23 protein-coding genes and 10 pseudogenes are annotated in these 22,923 nt (G+C 46.7%); 29 read left to right on the forward strand and 4 right to left on the reverse strand.

Going from position 1 to position 22,923, the window contains the following annotated elements:
• The first annotated feature begins 4 nt into the window (after positions 1-4).
• The 5 genes and pseudogenes from cydX to JEU20_RS01210 form a co-directional block, all read left to right on the forward strand.
• Positions 5-598, forward strand: a complete 594-nt coding sequence (gene cydX, locus JEU20_RS01190) for a cytochrome bd-I oxidase subunit CydX (protein WP_198243239.1) — start codon at positions 5-7, stop codon at positions 596-598.
• A 47-nt stretch (positions 599-645) separates the two neighbouring features.
• A complete protein-coding gene (locus tag JEU20_RS01195; RefSeq protein WP_245395046.1) occupies positions 646-1,158 on the forward strand; it encodes a nucleoside triphosphate pyrophosphohydrolase family protein in 513 nt (170 codons plus the stop codon).
• Positions 1,159-1,170: 12 nt separating this feature from the next.
• A complete protein-coding gene (yfbR, locus tag JEU20_RS01200; protein WP_198243241.1) occupies positions 1,171-1,758 on the forward strand; it encodes a 5'-deoxynucleotidase in 588 nt (195 codons plus the stop codon).
• A 63-nt stretch (positions 1,759-1,821) separates the two neighbouring features.
• Positions 1,822-4,206 (forward strand): EcoAI/FtnUII family type I restriction enzme subunit R, encoded by a 2,385-nt coding sequence (gene hsdR / locus JEU20_RS01205; RefSeq protein WP_198243243.1) that lies wholly within the window; start codon positions 1,822-1,824, stop codon positions 4,204-4,206.
• Positions 4,207-4,212: 6 nt separating this feature from the next.
• Positions 4,213-5,190: pseudogene (locus JEU20_RS01210) on the forward strand (class I SAM-dependent DNA methyltransferase); the annotation flags it as partial.
• 56 nt (positions 5,191-5,246) lie between these two features.
• On the opposite strand, the gene JEU20_RS01215 reads toward JEU20_RS01210, so the two are convergent.
• Positions 5,247-6,802 (reverse strand): IS3 family transposase gene (locus tag JEU20_RS01215; protein WP_198243245.1). Its coding sequence is split into 2 segments (ribosomal slippage): positions 5,247-5,992 and positions 5,992-6,802, totalling 1,557 coding nucleotides; the frame shifts between segments, so codons are not numbered across the junction.
• A gap of 55 nt (positions 6,803-6,857) precedes the next feature.
• On the opposite strand from JEU20_RS01215, the pseudogene JEU20_RS01220 reads away from it, so the two are divergent.
• The 21 genes and pseudogenes from JEU20_RS01220 to JEU20_RS01305 all read left to right on the forward strand — a co-directional run.
• Positions 6,858-7,307, forward strand: a pseudogene (locus JEU20_RS01220) (N-6 DNA methylase); the annotation flags it as partial.
• On the forward strand, positions 7,307-8,311 hold the full coding sequence (locus JEU20_RS01225; protein ID WP_198243249.1) for a PDDEXK nuclease domain-containing protein: 1,005 nt from the start codon (positions 7,307-7,309) through the stop codon (positions 8,309-8,311). The pseudogene JEU20_RS01220 and the gene JEU20_RS01225, both read left to right, overlap by 1 nt.
• A gap of 5 nt (positions 8,312-8,316) precedes the next feature.
• On the forward strand, positions 8,317-9,498 hold the full coding sequence (locus JEU20_RS01230) for a restriction endonuclease subunit S domain-containing protein (RefSeq protein WP_198243251.1): 1,182 nt from the start codon (positions 8,317-8,319) through the stop codon (positions 9,496-9,498).
• Between the two features lie 45 nt (positions 9,499-9,543).
• Positions 9,544-10,286 (forward strand): annotated as a pseudogene (locus JEU20_RS01235) (IS5 family transposase).
• A gap of 302 nt (positions 10,287-10,588) precedes the next feature.
• A complete protein-coding gene (locus JEU20_RS01240) occupies positions 10,589-11,461 on the forward strand; it encodes an ImmA/IrrE family metallo-endopeptidase (protein ID WP_198243253.1) in 873 nt (290 codons plus the stop codon).
• Between the two features lie 32 nt (positions 11,462-11,493).
• Positions 11,494-11,730, forward strand: coding sequence for a hypothetical protein (locus JEU20_RS01245; RefSeq protein WP_214657273.1), 237 nt, complete (start codon positions 11,494-11,496; stop codon positions 11,728-11,730).
• A 165-nt stretch (positions 11,731-11,895) separates the two neighbouring features.
• Entirely contained in the window at positions 11,896-12,186 is a 291-nt protein-coding gene (locus tag JEU20_RS14855) for a terminase gpP N-terminus-related DNA-binding protein (protein WP_245395047.1), read from the forward strand.
• Positions 12,161-12,541 carry a transposase gene (locus tag JEU20_RS14860; RefSeq protein ID WP_245395048.1) on the forward strand — a complete coding sequence of 127 codons (381 nt, stop codon included), beginning with the start codon at positions 12,161-12,163 and terminating at the stop codon, positions 12,539-12,541. The genes JEU20_RS14855 and JEU20_RS14860 overlap by 26 nt, the downstream gene beginning before the upstream one ends.
• A gap of 17 nt (positions 12,542-12,558) precedes the next feature.
• Positions 12,559-13,037 (forward strand): annotated as a pseudogene (locus JEU20_RS01255) (DUF4411 family protein).
• A gap of 263 nt (positions 13,038-13,300) precedes the next feature.
• Positions 13,301-14,023, forward strand: coding sequence for a hypothetical protein (locus JEU20_RS01260; protein WP_198243257.1), 723 nt, complete (start codon positions 13,301-13,303; stop codon positions 14,021-14,023).
• An 11-nt stretch (positions 14,024-14,034) separates the two neighbouring features.
• Positions 14,035-14,199, forward strand: coding sequence for a DUF502 domain-containing protein (locus JEU20_RS15540; protein WP_342590435.1), 165 nt, complete (start codon positions 14,035-14,037; stop codon positions 14,197-14,199).
• A 38-nt stretch (positions 14,200-14,237) separates the two neighbouring features.
• A pseudogene (locus tag JEU20_RS15545) lies at positions 14,238-14,611 on the forward strand (DUF502 domain-containing protein).
• 107 nt (positions 14,612-14,718) lie between these two features.
• Positions 14,719-15,330, forward strand: a complete 612-nt coding sequence (locus JEU20_RS01270; RefSeq protein WP_198243259.1) for a beta-ketoacyl synthase chain length factor — start codon at positions 14,719-14,721, stop codon at positions 15,328-15,330.
• A 74-nt stretch (positions 15,331-15,404) separates the two neighbouring features.
• Positions 15,405-15,623 carry a hypothetical protein gene (locus JEU20_RS14865; protein WP_245395049.1) on the forward strand — a complete coding sequence of 73 codons (219 nt, stop codon included), beginning with the start codon at positions 15,405-15,407 and terminating at the stop codon, positions 15,621-15,623.
• 41 nt (positions 15,624-15,664) lie between these two features.
• Complete coding sequence (locus JEU20_RS14870; protein WP_342590494.1) at positions 15,665-16,102, forward strand: lysophospholipid acyltransferase family protein; 438 nt, start codon at positions 15,665-15,667, stop codon at positions 16,100-16,102.
• Positions 16,083-16,340, forward strand: a complete 258-nt coding sequence (locus tag JEU20_RS01280; protein WP_198243261.1) for a phosphopantetheine-binding protein — start codon at positions 16,083-16,085, stop codon at positions 16,338-16,340. The genes JEU20_RS14870 and JEU20_RS01280 overlap by 20 nt, the downstream gene beginning before the upstream one ends.
• Positions 16,340-16,591, forward strand: coding sequence for an acyl carrier protein (locus tag JEU20_RS01285; RefSeq protein ID WP_198243263.1), 252 nt, complete (start codon positions 16,340-16,342; stop codon positions 16,589-16,591). The genes JEU20_RS01280 and JEU20_RS01285 overlap by 1 nt, the downstream gene beginning before the upstream one ends.
• Before the next feature lie 17 nt (positions 16,592-16,608).
• Positions 16,609-17,160, forward strand: coding sequence for a COG4648 family protein (locus JEU20_RS01290; RefSeq protein WP_198243265.1), 552 nt, complete (start codon positions 16,609-16,611; stop codon positions 17,158-17,160).
• Entirely contained in the window at positions 17,150-17,437 is a 288-nt protein-coding gene (locus JEU20_RS01295) for a hypothetical protein (protein ID WP_198243267.1), read from the forward strand. The genes JEU20_RS01290 and JEU20_RS01295 overlap by 11 nt, the downstream gene beginning before the upstream one ends.
• A gap of 71 nt (positions 17,438-17,508) precedes the next feature.
• Positions 17,509-18,824: pseudogene (locus JEU20_RS01300) on the forward strand (ApeI family dehydratase).
• Entirely contained in the window at positions 18,821-19,552 is a 732-nt protein-coding gene (locus JEU20_RS01305) for a glycosyltransferase family 2 protein (RefSeq protein WP_198243271.1), read from the forward strand. Before JEU20_RS01300 ends, JEU20_RS01305 begins: the two are co-directional and overlap by 4 nt.
• Here JEU20_RS01305 and cysC read toward each other — a convergent pair.
• Positions 19,529-20,108: pseudogene (gene cysC, locus JEU20_RS01310) on the reverse strand (adenylyl-sulfate kinase). The gene JEU20_RS01305 and the pseudogene cysC sit on opposite strands and share 24 nt — an antisense overlap.
• Before the next feature lie 48 nt (positions 20,109-20,156).
• A pseudogene (locus JEU20_RS01315) lies at positions 20,157-21,112 on the reverse strand (DHHA1 domain-containing protein).
• Between the two features lie 78 nt (positions 21,113-21,190).
• On the opposite strand from JEU20_RS01315, the pseudogene JEU20_RS01320 reads away from it, so the two are divergent.
• A pseudogene (locus JEU20_RS01320) lies at positions 21,191-21,481 on the forward strand (sugar phosphate nucleotidyltransferase); the annotation flags it as partial.
• 1 nt (position 21,482) lies between these two features.
• Here the strand turns inward: JEU20_RS01320 and JEU20_RS01325 are convergent.
• Positions 21,483-22,037: pseudogene (locus tag JEU20_RS01325) on the reverse strand (IS5 family transposase); the annotation flags it as partial.
• 10 nt (positions 22,038-22,047) lie between these two features.
• On the opposite strand from JEU20_RS01325, the gene JEU20_RS15735 reads away from it, so the two are divergent.
• Together JEU20_RS15735 and JEU20_RS01330 are read left to right on the forward strand one after the other, a co-directional pair.
• Complete coding sequence (locus JEU20_RS15735; RefSeq protein WP_425356667.1) at positions 22,048-22,233, forward strand: PepSY domain-containing protein; 186 nt, start codon at positions 22,048-22,050, stop codon at positions 22,231-22,233.
• A 1-nt stretch (position 22,234) separates the two neighbouring features.
• Positions 22,235-22,921: a response regulator transcription factor gene (locus tag JEU20_RS01330; RefSeq protein WP_198245768.1), complete on the forward strand. Its 687-nt coding sequence runs from the start codon at positions 22,235-22,237 to the stop codon at positions 22,919-22,921.
• Positions 22,922-22,923: the final 2 nt, after the last annotated feature.

Raw genomic sequence — 22,923 nt, forward strand, 5'->3', positions numbered from 1 at the left:
AGCCATGTGGTATTTCAGTTGGATTTTGGGCGTCTTGTTGGCATGTTCCTTAGGTATTATCAATGTCTTGCGGCTGGAGGCCCAGGAAGCGCTAGCCAAAGAGCAGGAAGCGGTCGACCCGTTGACACGGTTTTTGGCGCGGGAAAGCATTCTGACCCGTTTGCGGGAAAAGGTCGATAATTCAAAACGCAATGGGCTGCCGTTTTCGATCATTTATCTGAGTATTCGTGATTTTCGTAACAAATATCAATTACCCGAGCATGAAATTGACACCACCTTATTGAAAGCGGTAAAAATCATGCAGCAAGATATTCGGGTGGGTGTCGATCTTGCCGGCCGCGTCAATGACGATGATTTTATTCTGGCGCTGCCGGGTGCTTCGTTCGAAAAAGCCGACGCGGTTGCCCAAAAAATTAAACAAGACTTGTTTGAGCAAATCAAAACGCCATCAGGCTATCCGCTGGATGTCAATGTTGGTGTGGCTGAATATGCGCATCATCAGGGGGCATTCGATGAGGATCATCTCCTTGGCCTTGAAGAAGTCGAGGCATTATTAAACATCGCTATCGCACGAAGTTTTGAGGCCGGCAATGCATAAGGTAAGATGAGAGCTTTCTGAGACAACAAACTGTCTGGGAGTGCGTCATGGAACAGTCACATCTTGAGTTGCTTAAACACTGGCATCAGTGTGCGGGTAAAATCCTCAATACTGACGGAGCTGGCCTGAGTGATATGGATATCATTCAATTTCAAGCCTTGTTAATGGATAATGGCGCCGATTTGTTCCGTGCCTTCAAGCAAGGTGATATGACCGTTATTTTATCCGGCCTGGTTAATCTGTCTTATTCGGCGATGAGTGCAGCGGCACTGTCGGGCGGGCAAGGTGATATTTTTTCCACCACCGTTGATTGGCGTCATGATGGCTTGATAATTTCCATCATACGCAGCCTGTCAAAACAGATTGCCGCCTGTGCCTCAGGTCAGGCGGAAGACTATGCTGCGCTATATGTATTATGCAAAAAACTGGCGCGGGATTTTTTGAATGCCGATTTTGATAAATCGTTTCAGCGGGTGCATCAGGCCAAAATGCAGGACAGGCATTTTCCGGCCAGTCGGCATATTTCGATGCCGGATTTAAGTGATTGTCTGTTCGAGTAAAACGGTCTTTTCGTGTCCAGCTTTTTTGCCACCATTAACCGCCTCAAACACATTCAGCGTTGGGGCCTGAAGCGCAATTCAGTTTCTGAAAATGTGAAAGAACACAGTTTCGATGTCTGTGTTATCGCCCATCTACTCTGCGCTATCCGTAATGAATTTTATCAAGGTGATATGGATCCTGGCGAAGTGGTACTAGCGGCGTTGTATCACGATGCCCATGAAAGCATCACCGGCGACCTACCAACGCCGATCAAACGTTTCAATCAGGGTATTTATGATAGCTACAAGGCGATTGAGCATACGGCCGCCTGTGCTTTGGTCGATACCTTGCCGGCACCGTTACAAGATGATGTATTCAATTATGTGACTGAATCATGTGATGATGAAGTTATGGCGCTGGTTAAAGCGGCTGACACGATCAGTGCTTATGTTAAGTGTATCGAAGAAATTCGCGCGGGCAATCAAGAGTTTAAAGCGGCGATGAATGATATTGAAAAGCGGCTTAACTTGATTGAACTGCCGGAAGTGGATTATTTCCGAAAATATTTTTTACCCGAAGTGCATTTAACCGTCGATGAGCTTTACCGGGCGAATCGATAACTCCCTCCTTTAGATAATAATTGATGTTATGCATCTCAACCAGATAATCAATAAAATTCAAGGATGAACAATAAAAAAACTTTATCGGAACGGGATATTTGTACTAAATATATCACCCCTGCGTTGAAAAAAGCGGGTTGGAATATTCAGACACAGGTGCGCGAAGAGGTCTCTTTCACCGATGGGCGCATCTATGTCAAAGGCAATCTGAGCACGCGCGGCAAGCGAAAGCGCGCCGATTACATTCTCTATTACAAACCCAATATCCCCGTGGCCATTATTGAGGCAAAGGATAATAACCATTCCGTTCGGGCAGGCATTCAGCAGGGCATCGAATACGCTCGCATCCTTGATATTCCCGTGGTTTATAGCAGCAATGGCGATGGCTTCTACGAGCACGACAGAACCCGCAGCAAAGGTTCGTTGGAACAAGAACTATCGCTGGATACCTTCCCCTCGCCTGAAGAGCTTTGGCGGTGCTACAAGAAATACAAAGGCATTGACACGCCCGAGCAAGAGCAGGTCGCAGCCCAGGATTACTTCTTTGATGGCTCGGATCGCTCACCCCGTTATTACCAGCAAATCGCCATCAATCGCACCGTAGAAGCCATTGCCAAGGGTAAGCAACGCATTCTTTTGACCATGGCCACCGGCACGGGCAAGACTTATACGGCATTCCAGATTATTCACCGGCTTTGGAAAAGTGGCGTGAAAAAACGCATTCTGTTTCTTGCCGACCGTAATGCGCTGATTGATCAGACCCGCCGCGGTGATTTTCGCCATTTTAAGGACAAGATGACAGTCATTAAACACAAGCGCATTGATAAGTCGTATGAGATTTATCTGGCGTTGTATCAGGGGCTGACCAATTATGATGAAGACAAGGATGCCTACCGCGAGTTCAGCCCGGATTTCTTCGATCTGATTGTGGTGGACGAATGCCATCGCGGCAGTGCCGCCGAAGACAGTGCATGGCGTGAAATCCTGCGCTACTTCAGCTCCGCCACGCATATTGGCCTGACGGCGACGCCCAGAGAAACCGAAGATGTTTCCAACAGCGAATATTTTGGCGAGCCGGTGTACACCTATTCGCTCAGGCAAGGCATTAGCGATGGTTTTCTGGCACCATACAAGGTGTTGCGCATCGGCCTGAATGTCGATCTGGAGGGCTGGCGACCAGAAAAAGGCAAGCGAGACAAATCCGGTCTGCTGGTCGAGGATCGCATCTACAACCGCAAGGATTTCGATAAAAATCTTGTGATTGACGAGCGCACGGAAGCCGTGGCAAAGAAGGTGACGGAGTTTCTGAAAAAGCACAGCCGCTTTGATAAAACGATTATCTTCTGCACCGATATTGATCATGCCGAACGCATGCGTGCGGCGATGGCGAATGAAAATGCCGATCTGATGGCTGAGGATGATCGCTATGTCATGCAGATTACCGGCGACAACGATGAAGGGAAACGGGAGCTGGATAACTTCATCAACCCCGAAGAGCGATACCCTGTGGTTGCCACCACATCCAAGCTGATGACCACGGGCGTGGATGCGCAGACCTGCAAGCTGATTGTGCTGGACAGCAATATCGGCTCAATGACCGAATTCAAGCAGATTATCGGGCGCGGCACACGCATCAACGAGGAATACGGCAAGTATTTCTTCACCATTATGGATTTCCGCAATGTCACCGATCTGTTTGCCGATCCGGCTTTCGATGGCGACCCGGTGCGCGTCAAGGAAATCGACGAGAATGAAGCGATTGAATCGGTGGAAGAGGAAGCGGCGGATGATACGCCCGTCAGCGATGAAGAAACGGGCGAAACGATTGAATTTCCCGATGATCCGCCTGAAATCAGAGCAGGCGGCGAGATTGTTTCCGAGCCTGCGCCGAAATACTATGTGAATGGCGTGAATGTGGCGGTGCTCAACGAGCGCATCCAGTATCTGGACGGTGATGGCAAGCTGATTACGGGCAGCCTGAAGGATTATACCCGCAGCAAGGTGCGCGAGCAGTTTCATTCACTGGATGCGTTCCTGAAAACATGGAATCAGGCGGAGAAAAAGAAAGCCATCATTGAGGAACTGACCGAGCAAGGCGTGATTTTTGAAGACCTCAGGGAAGCGGTAAGCAAGGAGATGGATGTGTTCGATCTGATTTGTCATACGGCATTCGATCAGCCGCCGCTCACTCGCGCCGAGCGTGCCAAACAGGTGAAGAAGCGGGATTACTTTACCAAATATGGCGAGCAGGCGCGCAAGGTGCTGGAAGCCCTGCTCGATAAATACGCCGAGGAAGGCATTGAGAATATTGAGGATATGAAGGTGTTGCAGGTCAACCCATTGGATCGCTTCGGCTCCCCAGTTGAGATTGTGCGGCTCTTTGGCGGCAAGCGTCAATACCTTCAGGCATTGACGGAACTTGAACAGGAAATTTATAAGGCGGCATAAGAAGAAATGGCGAATATCAGCGGAATCGTAAAATCGGCACGCAAAATCATGCGGCAGGACACCGGCACAGGCAGCGATGAGTTGCGCATCCTGCAATTGGGCTGGATGCTGTTTCTGAAAATCTTCAGCGACAAGGACAAAGAATTGGAACTGCTGGATGATGATTATGTCTCGCCCATACCGGCGGAGTTACACTGGGATGCCTGGGCGTCGGATGACGAGGGCATGACCGGCGATGAGCTGATTCATTTCGTGGATCAAAAGCTGTTCCCCACGCTGGCGAATATTGATCTCTCCACGGGCAACAAACGCGCCGTGCTGGTGCGGGAGGTGTTTGCCAACAACTACAACTACATGAAGTCGGGCATCCACCTGCGGCAGGTGATCAACAAGCTCAACGAGATTGATTTCAACAACAGCAAGGATAAACATGTTTTTGGGCAGATTTACGAAACCTTTCTTAGCGAATTGCAGAGCGCGGGCACGCTGGGCGAGTTCTACACCCCGCGCGCCATCACCGAGTTGTTGACCGAACTGACCGACCCCAAGCCGCACGAAACCCTGCTTGATCCGGCCTGCGGCACGGGCGGTTTTCTCACGGCGGCGATTGAGCATTTGAAGGAGAAGGCAAGCAGCGTGGAAGAGCGCGAGGCGATCGGGCGCAATGTACAGGGCTGGGAATACAAGCCGCTGCCCTACCTGCTAGCCAATACCAACCTGATTCTGCACGACATCAATGTGCCCAATATCAAGTTTGACGACTCGCTGGCGAAACCGCTCACCGAATACCGGCAAAAGGATCGTGTGGATGTGATTCTCGCCAACCCACCATTTGGTGGCGTGGTCTCCAACAACAATGAAAACAATTTTCCACAAAGCTTTTGCACCAAGGAATCGGCGGATTTGTTTCTGATTCTGATGATTCACCTCTTAAAAGATGGTGGCAGGGCGGCGATTGTCTTGCCCGATGGCTCGCTCACGGGCGCTAAATGTCAACCAACCTGTCGCATTTTTTGCAATAATTTACGAAATGAATTTTATTAAGCTGCTTGACATTCTGTTGTGTTGAAATTTTCCTTATCCGGATTAAGATAAACATGGCCAATGGGCGTTAAATTTCGTGTTTGTCGTCCATTCCATCGCTCTGGATTGTCTCTTTTTGCTTGCTCGATGACTCGTTTTCTTTTTTCGAGTACGGCGCTGTCTAAGCCGTTATGGCGTTGGTTGGGTGTTACAAACTTGAGCGCACTGTGTTGATGTTCATTGTTGAACCAACAAACGAAAGCTTCAACCCAGTTCCTGGCTTCGCTTAATGTTTTAAAAGGGTTTTCTGGAAAGGTATGATGATATTTGACTGTTTTAAATAACGATTCTGAATAAGGATTATCATTACTGACACGAGGTCTGCTGAACGACGTGGCAATGTCTAAATCGACCAATTTGGCCCTTAATGTTGCGCCTTTCATCGGACTGCCGTTGTCAGAATGTATCACCAATTGCTTTTTGTCGATGTTTTCCCGGCGAGCGATATCTTCGATCAAATCAGCAGCGTGTGCGCTTGATTCGGCATCATGAACTTGCCAGCCTACGATTTTCCGACTATAGATGTCCATCACCATGTAGAGGTAAAAATACTGCCCTTTGACGGGGCTTAATAAATACGTAATATCCCACGAGTAGATTTGATTGGCCTGTGTGGCTTTGAGTGACTGCGGTTTATTATGCTGACCTGCGGCTCCTTTAGCTCTGTGCTTAAGCTGGTTGTGGGCTTTCATGACACGATAAAGGTTGATTCTGATGCGAGATAGCAGCCCAAATCCAATAACCTCGGAACGATTTGATGCGGCGTTAAAGCGCTGTATTCCGGTTTATTAATCACGGTGATGATTTCTTGCTTGATGGCCTCGGATAATTGATTGTGCACAGGCGCTGTATTGTGCAGTCGTAGGTCTTCTGAGAGTCCTTCTCCCCGGTTCCAACGCTGATAGGTTCGAGCTGATATACCCACCAGTTCACAGGCTAATTTCTGCCGCGCTCCATTGTCAACGGCTTCATCAATGAGTGCGCTGTAGTGTTGGCGATCTGAGTAGGCGATTAATCGGCCGCCTTTTCCCCCAGATCGCTTGGCACTTTTTGATAACACCAGTAAAGCCGCTGTTTCTGATAACGCTTTCTCTTTGCGGTTTAGCTCCTTATGCAAACGCTTGTTTTCTTGTTTGAGTTTTGTTTGCGCCTGTTTATATACGGATTCTGTTGATTTAGATTCTGACAAAAATTCCGCTTTCCAGGTATTTAGATGATGTAAGTAGATGCCTTGTTCACGACAATAGGCGCTAGCCTGATCATCGGTGAGATGATGACAATGAACAATGGCTTCAAAACGTTCTACTGTATTCCAATCTTGAGGGCTTTTTTCTTTTGACATGTTTGACTCTGTTTTTTCGAGTTGATTTTTCTTAGCTAACCGAATCCATTTTTGAAGTGTGGAGTAACCCACACCTAAAGTAACTGCAATTTGCTTTAGCGATTGTTCTGGTCTTCTGGATAATGCTTTTTCTACTGATTGTACTTTAAATTCTTGGCTAAATACGCTCATTTTTGTCTCCTGATTTAAAATTTCCTAGGCGACAGGTATGTTGACATAGGGGGCGGGCGATGGCGTGAAGCAGCGCATCCGCGAAAAATTGCTCAAGGATTGCAACCTGCGCACCATCATCCGCCTGCCGAATTCGGTGTTCCAGCCCTATGCCTCGGTGGCGACCAATTTGCTCTTTTTTACCAAGGGCGAGCCGACCAAGGAAGTCTGGTATTGGGAGCATAAGCTGCCCGAAGGCTACAAGGCATATTCCAAGACCAAACCGATTCAGCTTGCCGAGTTTGATGGCCTGAAGCAGTGGTGGGATAACCGAAAAGAAAACGAACAGGCATGGAAGGTGGACATCGACACCATCGCCGCCAATGGCTACGAGTTGGACATCAAAAACCCGCATCAGCCCGAAGAGGAAAAGCAATATACCAGCACCGAGCTGCTGGATTTGCTGCATCAGTCCTTTGAAAAAAGCGATGCGCTTTTGAAGCAGCTTCGTAAGGAGTTGTTATAGTGGGAGAGTTAACGACCTTTTACGCCGACATTCGTCGTATCCTTGAGCAGGCAAGAGGCAAGGCGCGCAGCGCGGTCAATGCTGCGATGGTGGAAGCCTACTGGCAGATTGGCAAACGCATTGTTGAAGAAGAGCAACAGGGCAATACCAAGGCGCAATATGGTAAACGCCTCATAGAGGATTTATCCAAGGCTTTAACAGCTGATTTTGGCAAGGGTTTTTCCTATGCAAACTTATACAATTGCCGCCAGTTCTTTCTTAAATTTCCCGATCAACAGATTCTCTACACGCTGTGTAGAGAATTAAGCTGGAGCCACCTCCGCTTGATTATGCGCGTAGAAAGTCGCGAGGCTCTGGAGTATTACTGCAACGAGGCTCGCGCGGAAAACTGGACGGTGCGCCAACTGGAGCGCAACATCAAAAGCCAAAGCTATCAGCGCCTGTTATCCACGCAGGGCAAGGCAAAAGGCGGGCAGCCATCCGATGGCGACATCAATACGCTGGATTTTATCAGGGATCCGTATGTGCTGGAGTTCTTGCAGCTACCGGAGCGGGAAAAAGACAGGGAATCCGATCTGGAGCAGGCGATTATCAACGAGCTGCAAAAGTTCCTGTTGGAAATGGGCAGAGGCTTCTCTTTTGTTGCCAGGCAAATGCGCATCAGCACCGAAACCAGCCATTTTTATATTGATCTGGTGTTTTATAACTACCTGCTGAAGTGCTTTGTCATTATCGACCTGAAAACCGGCAAACTCACCCATCAGGATATTGGCCAGATGGATATGTATGTGCGTATGTTTGACGACCTTCAACGCGGTGATGATGACAACCCGACCATCGGCATCATTCTTTGTGACAGCAAGGATGAAACACTGGTGAAATATTCCGTGCTCAAGGAGAATGAACAGCTTTTCGCTTCCAAATATCAAAAACTACTGCCCTCAGAAGCCGAGCTGGCTGCCGAAATTGAACGGGAGAAGCGGTTGATTGAGGGGATGGAGTGATGGAGATGTGGCGCAAAACAAAAATCGGGGAGTTTCTCTTTGAGCGTGATGGTAAATATAAACCCGATAGTGAAGCCATTGCAGGATTGAAGCGTATCGACAAGATTGATTTTTCTGGCAACTTCCATATTGCATCCAAGCCAAGTAAAACCAATATGATCATGGTTTATCCAGGTGATCTTGTTATATCCGGGATCAATGTATCAAAGGGTGCTATGGGGATTTATGATGGAAATGAAGTCGTTACAGCAACGATTCATTATTCTTCGTATACATTTGATACAAATATTATTGATGTTGAATACTTCAAGAGATTCTTAAAGAGTGCCGAATTTATCAGGTTGCTTAAAGAACAGGTCAAGGGTGGCATTAAAACAGAGATAAAGCCAAAACATCTGTTACCGCTTGAAATTAATCTTCCGCCCTTAGAGCTGCAGAAAGAAATCGTCTCACACTTTAAAAAAGTTGAAATGGAAGATAGGGAGTTAAAAGGTGAGGTTGTTCACCAACAAACCCTGCTGAAAAAGCTTCGCCAGCAGATATTGCAGGAAGCGATTGAAGGCAAGCTGACGGAAGACTTTAGAATTAAAAACAAGGAACAATTACGAATCTGGAATGACGAATTACGCACAGCGAGCGATCCCGAGACCATTCGTCATTTAAAATTGAAAATTCGTAATTGCAGCGAAAGCGCAGCGTCGCTGCTCTCCCGCATCAAGACGGAAAAAGAAGAACTTATCAAAGCCAAAAAAATCAAAAAACAGAAGCCCCTGCCCCCTATCACCGATGAGGAAAAGCCGTTTGATTTACCTGATGGGTGGGTTTGGTGTCGGTTGGGGGAGATTGTGCAAATAAACCCAAGAAACAAAGCAGACGATGATTTACCTGTTTCGTTTATACCTATGAAATTTATTGAAGACGGATTTAATAATAGGCATAGAACTATAACAAAGATGTGGTCAAGTATAAAATCTGGTTTTACACATTTTGCTGAAAATGATGTTGTTTTCGCAAAAATTACACCATGTTTTCAAAATAGAAAATCTTGTATCGTTAAAAACCTTAAAAATAATATCGGTGCAGGGACAACAGAATTACATGTGTTACGAAGCTATACTGATACTTTATATCCTGAGTTTATATTAGGGGCTGTTGCCGTTTTGAAAATCCCCCTTGAAATTCAATAACTCCGCCACATAGATTGTTTATTTTGACTCAAAAACAAGCAAACTATGCCCCGACAAATGCTTACGGATGAACTTTGGGAGAAACTGAAGATAATTATGTTGAAAATGGGAATTTATGACAAACCTTGTCTTCGAAAAACAGTCGAAGGTATTTTTTATCGCTTGCGAGTAGGTTGTCCCTGGAGAGATTTACCCACGGCTTTTGGTAATTGGAATGCGGTATATAAACGATTCAATGACTGGTCTCGTAAAGAAAAACTGATGGGTATTTTTAACGCCTTGGTTGTTGATCCAGACCTGGAATGGGAATTTATTGATGGGAGTATTGTGAAAGCACATCAGCATAGTAGTGGTGCGGCCTGTGAACAAGAAACAGCGAGAAATCTGTCGCCGGGAACACCAGTAAAATTCATATGGCCGTTGATGCCTGTGGTCTTCCTATTCATTTCTCAGTGACAGGCGGCGAAGTTCATGACTGTAAAGAAGCACCGAAATTAGTTGCAGAGCTCCCAAAAGGTGACTATATAGTTGCTGACAGAGGCTATGACAGTGAAGCATTACGTCTTCAAATTAAAGACAAGGGGCTGTTCCTGTTATCCCAAGAAAAAGAATTCAACTCGGGGAAATGATGAAATGGATTGGTGTCTCTACAAATATCGCCATCTCGTTGAAAATGTGTTTGCAAGACTTAAGCATTTCAGAGCGATCGCCACGCGATATGACAAACTCAAACGAAATTTTGAAGGCTCTATCGCTCTGGCTTGCGCCTTTTATGGTTACCTATGTGAAATGGCAACAGCCCCTAAGTATTGTTAAAACTGAGAGTTTTATTGAAAAAGGAGTAAAAACTTATAAGGGCGCAGTTGGACAGCAGAGAATTCAAAGAAGCTTTTTTGAAAATTACATCATTGCACTCCCCCATTCCCCGAACAACAAGCCATTGTCGCCAAGGTCAAAAAGCTGCTTGCCATATGCGACCAACTGGAAGCCCAGATCAGCCAGAACCAAACCCACGCCGAAGCCCTGATGCAAGCGGTGCTAAAAGAGGCGTTTCAACACGAAAAAAGCGGATGTGTGCTAGGATTTGCCCATGACGAATGAGGCGTTGATTTCTCCACAAGTATTGCGATGGGCGTGTGAGCGCGCCCGTGTGTCCGATACCATGCTGGCGGAGAAAGTCAGCAAGAAGGCGCCGCTCTGGTTGCGGGGCGAGGCAAAACCAACCTTTTTACAGGCGCAAAAACTTGCCAGAATATTGCACATTCCGTTTGGCTACCTGTTTTTAAGCGAGCCACCGCAAGAAACCATGCCTTTGCCCGATCTGCGCACGCTCGGCGATGTCGCCCTTGGCGAAATTAGCGTGGATTTGCGCGATGTCATCCTTGATGCCCAGCGCAAACAGGCGTGGTACAAAGAGTATGCCATCCAGCAAGGGATAGAAATTTTGCCGTTTGTTGGTCGTTTCTCTCTGGCCGATACGCCGCAAGATGTAGCGCGGAATATCAGCCAGATTTTGAACATTGATGATGCCTTGCGCCGCAGTATAAAAAACTGGGAAGCATTTTTGTCTGCACTGGTCGAAAAGGCAGAGGGTGTGGGCATCCTGATGATGCATAGTGGCATTGTCGGCAGCAATACGCACCGCCCATTGAATGTCGGCGAGTTTCGCGGCTTTGCTATCAGCGATCCGATTGCGCCGCTGGTGTTTCTGAACTGGAAGGATGCCAAGGCGGCGCGAATTTTCACACTGGTGCATGAACTGGCGCATATCTGGATTGGGCAAAGCGGCATCTCCGATGTTGCGTTAAATCAGGAAACTACAGCTATACACATGGATAGCGAAAGGTTCTGTAATGCGGTGGCGGCGGAGGTGCTGGTTCTGAACAAAGCTTCCGTGAACGATGGAATAAACATGCAAACCTTGCGGACAACGCATATGACCTGGTTCGTTACTATCGTGTAAGTTCTATTGTCATTGGCAGACGCGCTTGTGATTTGGGACTGGTGACATGGGATGAATTCAGGATATTTTATCAGGATGAAGCCAGACGATGGATACAGCAGAGCGGTAAAAATGGCGGTGATTATTATTTGACCGCCCGCACCCGTCTGGGCAGGCGTTTCGCCTCTGCGGTGATTGCCAGTGTACAGCAAGGCAGCCTGTTGTTCCGGGATGCCGGGCAACTTCTGGACATGAACCCCGCAAAATCCCTAACCTTGCCCGGGAACTGAAGCTTTGATACACCCTGCTTATCTGCTTGACGCCAATGTGTTTATACTCTTCGCAAATGAGAATTTAGCATAAAAAAGATGACGTAATGGAGTGAAATATATAAAATAAGGCCATGTCGAATTACACCCTTCCAGAGACTGAATTAGCCGATTTGCGCGAAGCCCATGGTGAGCTTCGAGAAAAACGTGATGCAGACCGAGTTAAAGCCATCATTCTTTTTAGGTTCAGGCTGGTCAGCAACAAACGTTGCCGAAGCACTTCTCATTGACCGCAATACAATCCGTACCTACTATCGAAAATATAAGAAAGGTGGTCTTGCTAAACTCCTACAAACTCAGCATGTTGGAAGTGCCAGTTTCTTATCGGTTTCAGAAGCGACCGAGTTGGATGAATATCTGCAGAAAAATCTTCACTTAACCGCTAAATCGGTTGCAGCTTACATTAAAGAGCTATGACACCATCAATGGCGAGGCAACGATTGATCTTTGTAAGGCGATTGAAGAACGTTACCCGAAGGCTGGGACTATTTACATCATTTGCGATAATGCACGCTACTACCGATCAAAGGCTGTCAGACAATTTCTTGAAATGTCGCGAATTGAATTAGTGTTTTTACCGCCGTATGCGCCGAATCTTAATTTGATTGAACGGTACTGGCGATATTTCAAGAAAGAAATCTTATATGACCAGTATTATGAAACATTCAAAGAATTCAAAATAGCCTGCGAGACATTCTTTTCTGAGCCAGAAAAGCATGTCGACAATTTGCGCTCACTTTTAACTGAGAATTTTCAAATTATCGGTGCATGATGGTTTGCTCTATTTTCATGTGCGGAGAGTATATCGAAGCGAGTAACCGCTATTACGGCTTTGATATTGTGCCTGCTTTCTGGACATGGCTGGATCAAAAACAGCAAGCCGGCGACATTGCCTCGATTAAATATGTGTATGATGAATTGACTCGTGGCGATGATGCGCTGTCCGACTGGGCCAAAACGCGCAAAGGCTCAAACTGGTGGCTAGATGTGAGCGATACCGATGTGCAAAATGCATACAAAGAAATTATCGCCTGGGTGATGGCGAGTACACATTTCACCCAAGCCGCCAAAGATCAGTTTCTTGCAGAGGCAGATCCTGGCTGATTGCCAAGGCGACAGCGATTGATGCGATTATTGTGACCCATGAAGGATTTGATCCCAACAGAAAAAATAAAGTGACTATCCCGATTGTCTGTCAACATTTTGGTGTGAAGTGCCTGGATACTTTTGATTTGATTCGCAGTTTTGGAGACATGCTCGGTCTGTAGTGGTCAAGTGATTTATACCCAAAGATAGCCGCCTGAAGAATATCAGCTATTGGCGGTAAGATTGGCTCGACTGGGTATAAAAATAGACACAGAATTAACGTTTGTCACGGTTTCATTCTCTGTGTTCTCACTGGTCTCTGTGTCGATAAATGAGAGGCCAGATTGTCTGTGAATAATGAGAGGTTACGGGAATTTTTGTTAAGATAAGCGATAACACCCTCACCTGACTGGGATGTATCATAAAAATTTCTTAGGAGCATGCCATGCCTGTTGATATTGTCTTGACTGTCATTGCGACCAGTTTCATCCAGGCCTTGTTTGGCGTTGGCGTGTTGTTGTTTGGAACGCCTACGCTGCTATTGCTTGGCTATAGTTTTGTCGATACTTTAAGCGTGTTGTTACCGATCTCGATTGCCATCAATGCTTTACAGATCGTCAAGCATTATGCGCATATCGATCTTGAATTTGTAAAACAGGTTCTGCGTTATACCATCCCGCCGGTGGTGCTGTTTCTAGTGTTGGCCACTAAAGCCGGTATCGATATTGCGCCAATTGTCGGCATTTTTCTGATTCTGGTTGCTTTGAAATCATTTTTTCCCCTTCGTGGCACAGCAATTTTCCAGATTGTTGCATTTCCAGACCATTATTTGATCGTGATGGGGATTGTTCATGGCCTGACCAATTTAGGTGGCGCCATGCTCACTGCCATCGTGCATGGAAAATCCTATGATAAAAATACCACACGGGTAACGATTGCCGTGTGTTATGCCTTGTTTGCCCTGTTTCAACTCGTGACATTGCTTTTATCCGGTCAGCAATTCCACTTGGCCTGGTCAGAAAATGTGACTATTTTGCAAATTGGCATTATTGTATTCCTGCTGACTGAAGAGTTTGTCTACAGTGGCATTGACAATAATAAATACAGCAGGCTGTTTGCCGCTTTTTTGTTGGCTTCGGGGAGTCTGCTGATCATAAAATCGTTATGAGGTAGGAAAACATGAAAAAAATCTTAAATTACTTCTTGATTGGTGTTTTAGCATTCATTCCCATTGTCGTCATTTTACAGATTGTCTGGTTTGTAAAAGATCGTCTGACTGACTTGTTTACGTCGGTTTATGGCTATTCTGACAATCTTATGATTACCCTTTCCTTGTTTTTCTGAGTTTTGCTTTGTTTGCCTATGTCGGCTATCGTGTCAGTATGGGGCGGTCATCCATTATTGCGGCGATTGATGCGATTATCCACCGAATCCCGTTATTGAATACGATTTACCGGGTGACAAAAAAGTGGTCAACATGTTTTCCGGCCATGAAACACAAAAAGCCCGTGAAGTCGTTTATATCGAATATCCGAAAGAAGGTTTGTGGGTGCCGGCCTATGTCACCAATAAAAAAAAAGAGGATCGCTATATTTTATTTGTGCCGACATCGCCTAATCCAACATCGGGATTCACCGTGATCGTGCATGAATCCAAAGTTCGAAAATCAGCCATGAACATTGAGCAGGCCACCAGCTTCATCATCAGTGTGGGTGTCGATTATGAAAAAGTCGATGAAGTTCTTGACTTGCCTTAATAAATTTACAGTGGCTGTGGCATAAAGAAGATGGCACTGAGCTGTGTTGTCGAAAATTGGGGTGTCTGTGAAGGGGCACCCCGTAACGTTGATGACGCCACTAAAAAATGTTGGCAAAACTGCCGCGATTATTGAAACGGCGGCTCACGCCATTAGCACGGACGGTATTTACAGCGATTGATCAATGTGCGCTGGAAACATACGATATGCCGCTGGTGTTCAGTTCCACACACGGCGAGCTGGCCAAATCATTTAATATGATGCGGCAAATCGAAGCCGGGGAGGAAATTTCGCCGACCCATTTCAGTTTGTCGGTGCATAACGCCATTGCCGGCCTATTCTCGATGGCTTTCAACAATCAACAGCAATGCTCGGTGATTGCGCCGGGAATGGAAGGCATTGCGCCCGGTTTCATTGAGGCGTTAGGATTGCTGCAGGAAGGTTACACTCGTGTGTTGCTGGTGTTTTATGATGAGCCATTAGTGCCTTTTTATCCAGCAGAACCGTTTCGATTGTCGGCCGATGAAATGGCACTGGCTTTATGTTTAAGCATGGATGGGAAGGGATTGAAGTTGCATTTTTCCCAGTGTGCTCAATCCGGAGAGGATGGCGAGCAGCCGTTACAATTACCATGCTTGGTTAATTTCTTAAATAATCCCGAACAGGGGCTATTGCTGCGAACAGCTTATAAAGGTTGGTGCTGGCAGATCGATGCGTAAACGATTGAATTATTTTTGGCGCTTGTTTGCAACCGGCTTGAGCTTTACGGTTTTTGGGGCCGGTGGTTTTTTTTATGGCTGGTGTTTTTCCCTCTATTGGCGCTGATTCCGGGCACGCGACAACAAAAAACAGGCGTGCCCAGTATTGTGTACATTGTAATTTTTATTTCTTTATAGCGTTGATGCGGCACCTCGGTATCATGGATTATCATATCGATGGACTCGATAAGCTGAACAGACCCGGTCAACTGATTGTCGCCAATCATCCCACACTGATCGATATTGTTTTTTAATTAGTCGCATTCCGTATGCCTGCTGTATCGTCAAAGACAGCCTGTGGCATAATCCTTTTATGCGTGGACCGATTGTCAATGCCGGTTACATCAGCAATGGCGATTCGGAAAAGATGATTCAAGCCTGTGTCGAATGCTTGCAAGCGGGTGGCATTGTCATTATCTTTCCTGAAGGCACTCGCAGTGTGGATGGAAAGCCGTATAAATTCCAACGCGGGGCGGCGCGTATCGCATTGAAGGCCAATACTGTCTTGACTCCGGTCACATTGCGTTGCCACCCACCGACCTTGTCTAAGCAGGATAAGTGGTACCAGATTCCAGCGCAAAAATTTCATTTGGGAATGTCGGTGGGAAATGATATTGTGCTGGACAATTTTCGCAACATCACGCCGGACAGTGTCGCGGTAAGGCGATTGACGCGGCATTTACAAGATTATTTCACTCAACAACGGGAGTTGCATGAGCACACTGAAACATGAACTGAAACAATTAATCATCAATGCTTTGGATCTTGAAGATTTGCGTGTCGAAGACATCGACGATGATGAGCCTTTGTTCAACGAGGGACTCGGTCTCGATTCTATCGATGCTCTGGAATTAGGGCTGGCCATCCGGAAAAAATACGGTGTCCGTATTGATCAGGAAAAAGATGATGTGGTGAAGATATTTTCTTCGGTTTCATCCTTAGCGACATTTATCGAATCGGAGCGGAAATGATGACAGACAAAGACGAAATTCTGGAGATGATTCGGTCCATTATGCAGGAAATGTTTGAAATTGAGCCGGCCGACGTCACACTGGCATCGCGGCTCTACGAAGACCTTGATTTCGACAGCATCGATGCTGTCGATATGATTGTAAAACTGAAAGAGGTTACCGGAAAAGCGGTTAAGCCGGAAGATTTCAAAAACGCCAGAACTGTTGAGGATGTGGTTGAGTCTGTTTTTAACGTAATGAACAGCGATTGACAGACCGGGAAAAACCTTTGAAAAAAGCTGTCAATGCATTGGTGCTGACACTGACGCTGTTATATCCCATTATCGTTTATTACGCCGTGCAAACAGTTGCAGTCTGGCAAGTTGCGTCAGGGTTGTTTGTGTTGTTACTTATACGGCTGATGCTGCGTCGGGAAAAACAGGCGGCGGACTATTGGCTGGGCTTGTTGGCGATTGCGTTGTGTCTGTATGCGGCTTGGCAGAATAGCGCGATTGCCTTGCGTTTTTATCCAGTATTGATAAATCTCGGCTTATTGCTTTGGTTTGCGACTAGCCTGCGCTTCCCGCCGACGGTTATCGAACGTTTTGCACGTTTGCAACATCCTGATTTACCTGAAGAAGGGGTGCGTTATACCCGTAACGTTACCAAGGCATGGTGTCTGTTCTTTTTATTTAACGGCGTACTGGCACTGATAACCGCTGTCTGGGGCAGTTTTGAACTGTGGACACTGTACAATGGCATCATTAGCTATGTGCTGATGGGGGTGCTAATGGCGATAGAATATCGGATTCGTTTAAAAACACAGGCACATGTCCGTTAATTCGCTTTCCGATTTTTTCAGACAAGACACTGGTGACCAGCGAGTCAGTTTCCATGAGGGGCAATGGAGACGACGGGCCCAGTTTATCCGCGATATAAAAAATCGGCAAAGCTGGTATCAGCAGCAAACGAGTTCCGACTTTGCGCTGTATTATGAAGCGACCTATCCGTTTGCCGTCGATTTATTTGCACTGCTCTTGGCCGCTAAAAAGTTTGGATTCCCGGCAATAATCGTCCCGCTACAGCCGAAAATTTACTTCGGCAGGGCTGTCGTTTAATCGGCGAATGGGAGCGGTATGGCGAGGCGCCGCTGTTGATCAATGCAGCGCCTGAATGGAATGCGTGTATTTTGGGGCAAGGACAACTGGTCATTTACACTTCGGGTTCGACCGGACAGCCTAAAGCCATCGTTAAAACGGTGGCCCAGCTGGAAGCGGAAATCAATGTATTGGAACAGTGTTGGGGCGATAAGATAAAGCACGCGGCTATTGCCGCAACGGTCAGTCATCAGCACATTTATGGTTTGTTGTTCAAGCTGCTATGGCCGCTGATGACAGGACGGTGTTTTCACAGCAGTCTGTATTTAAGCCCTGAAGCCTTGTTCAAAGCCGTCGCCGGCCAAACATGCTGCTGGATTGCAAGCCCGGCGCAATTGAAGCGGCTGGATGCACAAAGCCCCTGGCATGCAATTGAAGCTACCGCAGCAATTTTTAGTTCGGGTGGGGCGCTGGCAGCAGATGTGGCAAAGAAAATTCATCAATATAGCGGACAATCGGTTATCGAGGTTTATGGCAGTTCTGAAACCGGAGGCATTGCCTGGCGTCAGCAATGTGAGGATGCTTTGTGGCAGCCCTTGCCGCAAGTTCAACTGACCCAAGTAGAACAGACGGTCGTTTGCCGTTCACCGTGGATAAACGCAGCAGTGACACTAGATGATGTCATCGAATGGCAGGGCAATACCCGCTTTAAACTTCTAGGGCGTTTGGATGAAATTGTCAAAATAGAAGAAAAACGCCTGTCATTGGCAGAAATGACACAGGTTTTGCAGCAGATGGCGGAAGTCGAAGCGAGCAAATTGATGGTGCTGCCTGGCAAGCGTGAGCGACTGGCGGCGGTTATCGTACTCAGTCCGCATGGGGCAGAGCAATTGCAGCGGCTTGAGCGGCGGGGCTTGATTAAGCGCATCAGAGAGCATTTATGTCATCATTTTGAAACGGTTTTATTGCCGCGAAAATGGTTGTTTGTAAACCGCCTGCCGGAAACCCCGCAGGGGAAAATGGATACGACCTTGTTAAGAACGTTGCTCAATCAAGATAGGTTACGCTATCCGCTGATTCAGCAGATTGTTTTTGCATCGGATTCGGTCAAATTGCAAATCAGGATTCAAGCGGCATTACAGTATTTCGATGGTCATTTCCCGCAGCAGCCTATTTTGCCAGGTGTGACCCAGCTGGCATGGGCCGATTATTATGGGCATTTGTTTTTTCAATTCAGCGTGGTTTTTCCAGGTTGGAAGCGGTTAAGTTCAAAAAAATCATTGTTCCTGACACTATTGTGACCCTCTCATTGAGTTGGAAAGCCGAAACCGGCAAGTTATGTTTTGATATTGAGAATGCGAGCGACGCTTTTGGTTCGGGGCGAATGGTTTATGATGCAATAACATGAAAACCTGTATTGTGATTCCGTTTTATAACCATCCACAAGCGATTCAACAGGTGCTTGAACAGCTGGAACCGTTTGTTTTGCCGTGTATCGTCGTCAATGACGGCAGTTCAGCCGACAGCCGGGCAGTGCTGGAACAGCTGGCACAGCGCTATGCCTGGGTGAGCTTGATTCATAGGCCGCAAAATGGTGGCAAAGGGGCTGCGGTCATTGATGGCTTAAACCATGCTATCGGGCAAGGCTTCAGTCATGCCATTCAGATTGACGCCGATGGCCAGCATAATATTGCCGATATTCCCCGCTTTTTGAGCGTCAGCGAAAGCCATCAGAACCAGTTGATTCTTGGCCAGCCAGTTTTTGGCTCTGAGGTGCCGAAGAAAAGATTGTATGGCCGTCAAATAACTAACATCTGGATTCATATCAATACTTTATCGAATGTCATTGCTGATGGGATGTGTGGCTTTCGCTGCTATCCATTGGCCGCTGTTGAGCGGCTGTTGCAATCGGCCCGTTTAGGACAGCGGATGGATTTTGATATCGAAATCGTGGTCAGATTGTATTGGCAGGGCGTGGGCGTCATCAACCTGCCCACGCCCGTGCGTTATCCTCTCGATGGCGTTTCGCACTTCAATATGCTGAAAGACAATGTCCTGATTTCCGCCAAGCATGCACAACTCTTTTTCGGCATGTTATGGCGCTTCCCTCTGCTACTGTTGCGCTGTTGGCGCTGATATCAGGCCGCGTGCCAGCATCAATTGAATCACTTGGTCGACACACTCTGCCAGTGAATGACGACCGGTATTGACGATTAACCCGGTTTCTCAGGGGCTTCGTAAGGTGAGTCGATCCCCGTGAAAAAAGGAATTTCACCAGCTCGGGCTTTTTATACAGCCCCTTTACATCACGTTTTTCGCAGATATCCAACGGACATTCGCAGTAGATTTCAAGAAAATCACCATGCGGCATCAGTTTTCGGGCGGCTTGTCGGTCTTTTCTAAAAGGCGAAATAAACGCGGTCAAGGTAACGATGCCCGCTTCCGAGAACAGCTTGGCTATTTCCGCAATGCGGCGGATATTTTCAACCCGGTCGGCATCGGTAAAGCCTAAGTCGCTGCATAAACCATGACGGACATTGTCGCCATCAAGGACAAAAGTTGAGACATTCATGTTGTACAGACGCTCTTCCACTGCATGCGCGAGCGTGGATTTGCCGGATCCGGACAAGCCAGTAAACCATAATACGGCGCTTTTATGGCCTTGACGTTTTTCGCGTGCGGCACGATCAATGGTGGCATGGTGCCATACGGTATTGCTACTTTTTGGGTCATTGTGGTATCAGGAATAATGTTGTTTAAAGGTAGAAATAAATTGCTCTAGTTGCGACTCTGGCAGCTGGTTAATGCCGGCGGCAGCTTTTCTGCCACCACCACCTGGAAAGCGCGCGCAGAGTTCATCGGCGCCGGTTTTCAAGTTTAAAGGTGCTCTGACGCTGATTTGAAAATTGCCCGCAGGTGTGCGTGTGATAATGGCATGGGCCCTGTCTGGTGCCTGATTTGCCAGCTGATTGCCAAACACGCCGCTAATACGCCTGGCCCAGGAGGCATCGGGTAATAGATAGACGGCAGTTTTTTCATCCGCTTCTAAAGGCTGTAATGCTGCGGCCTGTTCCATATCGGATTGATAAGCCTCTTGTAATTGGCGAAATAAATCACCGCGCTGCTGAATGATATCAAAAGGTGATTTGAATTGAATCAGGATGTTGAATAATTCGGCTGGATGAATATGCAAGTCTTCGATGCTGGCGCCATAGCCATTGTAATTGATATAAATCCCAAGTTGTTTCAGCCTTTCCCGCTGCTCTGTGGATAACATCAGCGTATCGGCAAGCTGCTCTGCGCTGTGATCCAAATTGTCGCCGTATGCCGCCACGATGGCCCATTCTGGATAGGGCTGCTGTAAATACTGGTTGACCAGCAAACTGGTGCAGACTTTGGGGCTGGTATCGATAAGCGCGGTTAGGTTTGAATGTTCAGGTATCTCACCGGCCTGATGATGATCGACATATAAAATTTCTGCACCGGCACTTAAGAGGCGGCATAAATCGTCTTTATTTTTAGCCAGTGAAATATCAGTACAGTCACCTTGTCTCCAGCTGTTGCCGTGACGCGCTGAAGTAACTGAATATCACGCTTGACACCGGTGATGAGTTTGGACTCGGCAGGCTGTGATAGGCGCAGTTGAATCAAGGCGCAGATGCCATCGGCATCACCATTAAAAACATCAATTTGCATTGCGGTAAAATGATTTTGCTAAAACCCTTATCGTAGACTAACATCTAAAGTATTGCCAATTTTGTTAAAGGAGAGAGTATGATTCCTGTTATTTTGTCAGGCGGTTCAGGAACCCGGCTGTGGCCGTTGTCGCGCAGTCAGCATCCTAAACAGTTTCTGCCGCTGGCTTCGGATAAAACCATGGTGCAGGAAACTGTCTTACGTTTGCAAGGACTGGAAAGTTTGCAACCCGTCCTGGCAGTTTGTAATGAAGATCATCGATTTATGATGGCAGAACAACTTCGGGAAATCGGTATTCAGCCCGCTTCAATTATTCTTGAGCCGGCTGGGCGTAATACTGCGCCGGCTATTGCATTGGCGGCTTTGGCTAGAGACACCAATCCATTTCATCATTTCCCCGAGTTGAATTCTTTTTTCTTGGGATAACAGGAACAGCCCCTTTGTCTTTAATTTGAAGACGTAATGCTTCACTGTCATAGCCTCTGTCAGCAACTATATAGTCACCTTTTGGGAGCTCTGCAACTAATTTCGGTGCTTCTTTACAGTCATGAACTTCGCCGCCTGTCACTGAGAAATGAATAGGAAGACCACAGGCATCAACGGCCATATGAATTTTACTGGTGTTCCCGGCGACAGATTTCCCTATCGCTGTTTCTTGTTCACAGGCCGCACCACTACTATGCTGATGTGCTTTCACAATACTCCCATCAATAAATTCCCATTCCAGGTCTGGATCAACAACCAAGGCGTTAAAAATACCCATCAGTTTTTCTTTACGAGACCAGTCATTGAATCGTTTATATACCGCATTCCAATTACCAAAAGCCGTGGGTAAATCTCTCCAGGGACAACCTACTCGCAAGCGATAAACAACAGCCCCTACTGTTTTATTTATTTCAGGTTGTTTTTTTGTGCCAGCGCTCAGCGCGCTGGAAATGCCTGCGAATGTAAGTTTGGATGAGGCAGTCAAGCGAATCAACGCAGAAAAGACAGGCAAGGTACTTGCCACCAAAGTTGAAACCGTGGACGATCAAAAGTTTTATGTAATTAAGATATTAACCGCTGAAGGCATCATTCAATATCTCAAAATCAATGTTGCAAGCGGTAAAGTGGTTGAATGACATGCGAATTCTAGTGGTCGAGGATGAACAGATTTTACGTCAGCAACTGTGTGATTTTTTTGCAACGAAAGGCTTTGCGGTCGATGCGGCCGGGACGGGCAAAGAAGGCGTTTATCTAGCCAATGAATACCCGGTTGATATTGCGATTATCGATATTGGTTTGCCTGATTTTTCAGGAATTGAATTGATTAAACAACTCCGTCAACAAAATAATGCATTACCGGTTTTGTTGTTGACGGCACGAAATCGCTGGCAAGACAAAGTGGAAGGCCTTGAAGCGGGTGCTGATGATTATTTGGTCAAACCGTTTCACTACGAAGAACTCATGGCGCGTATCAATGCACTGTTGCGCCGTGCCCAAGGGAATGCACATCCGGTTTTGAATTTTGCCAATATCAAGCTAGATACGCTGTCTCAAGAGGTTACGGTTGATGATAACAAAATCGAACTGACGGCCTTTGAATACAAGGTGTTGGAATATTTAATGTTCCATCAGGGCGAAGTCGTTTCAAAATCGGTATTGACCGAACATATCTATAATGAAGATTTTGATCGGGACAGCAATGTTATCGAGGTCTTTATCGGTCGCTTGCGTAAAAAACTCGACCCGGAAGGCATTACCAAACCGATAGAAACCTTGCGCGGACGAGGATACCGTATTCCATTACCGGACGATGTGATGTTGTAACC

The sequence above is a fragment of the methane-oxidizing endosymbiont of Gigantopelta aegis genome, assembly GCF_016097405.1.
Lineage (GTDB): Bacteria > Pseudomonadota > Gammaproteobacteria > Methylococcales > Methylomonadaceae > Methylomarinum.

Bases quoted from the DNA above. Each gene is read 5' to 3' on its own strand.
- cydX (WP_198243239.1), top strand. From the start codon at position 5: ATGTGGTATTTCAGTTGGATTTTGGGCGTCTTGTTGGCATGTTCCTTA.
- JEU20_RS01195 (WP_245395046.1), top strand. From the start codon at position 646: ATGGAACAGTCACATCTTGAGTTGCTTAAACACTGGCATCAGTGTGCG.
- hsdR (WP_198243243.1), top strand. From the start codon at position 1,822: ATGAACAATAAAAAAACTTTATCGGAACGGGATATTTGTACTAAATAT.
- JEU20_RS01230 (WP_198243251.1), top strand. From the start codon at position 8,317: ATGTGGCGCAAAACAAAAATCGGGGAGTTTCTCTTTGAGCGTGATGGT.
- JEU20_RS01240 (WP_198243253.1), top strand. From the start codon at position 10,589: ATGACGAATGAGGCGTTGATTTCTCCACAAGTATTGCGATGGGCGTGT.
- JEU20_RS14855 (WP_245395047.1), top strand. From the start codon at position 11,896: ATGGTGAGCTTCGAGAAAAACGTGATGCAGACCGAGTTAAAGCCATCA.
- JEU20_RS01260 (WP_198243257.1), top strand. From the start codon at position 13,301: ATGCCTGTTGATATTGTCTTGACTGTCATTGCGACCAGTTTCATCCAG.
- JEU20_RS15540 (WP_342590435.1), top strand. From the start codon at position 14,035: ATGAAAAAAATCTTAAATTACTTCTTGATTGGTGTTTTAGCATTCATT.
- JEU20_RS01270 (WP_198243259.1), top strand. From the start codon at position 14,719: ATGTTGGCAAAACTGCCGCGATTATTGAAACGGCGGCTCACGCCATTA.
- JEU20_RS14865 (WP_245395049.1), top strand. From the start codon at position 15,405: ATGGCTGGTGTTTTTCCCTCTATTGGCGCTGATTCCGGGCACGCGACA.
- JEU20_RS01280 (WP_198243261.1), top strand. From the start codon at position 16,083: ATGAGCACACTGAAACATGAACTGAAACAATTAATCATCAATGCTTTG.
- JEU20_RS01285 (WP_198243263.1), top strand. From the start codon at position 16,340: ATGACAGACAAAGACGAAATTCTGGAGATGATTCGGTCCATTATGCAG.
- JEU20_RS01295 (WP_198243267.1), top strand. From the start codon at position 17,150: ATGTCCGTTAATTCGCTTTCCGATTTTTTCAGACAAGACACTGGTGAC.
- JEU20_RS01305 (WP_198243271.1), top strand. From the start codon at position 18,821: ATGAAAACCTGTATTGTGATTCCGTTTTATAACCATCCACAAGCGATT.
- JEU20_RS15735 (WP_425356667.1), top strand. From the start codon at position 22,048: ATGCCTGCGAATGTAAGTTTGGATGAGGCAGTCAAGCGAATCAACGCA.
- JEU20_RS01330 (WP_198245768.1), top strand. From the start codon at position 22,235: ATGCGAATTCTAGTGGTCGAGGATGAACAGATTTTACGTCAGCAACTG.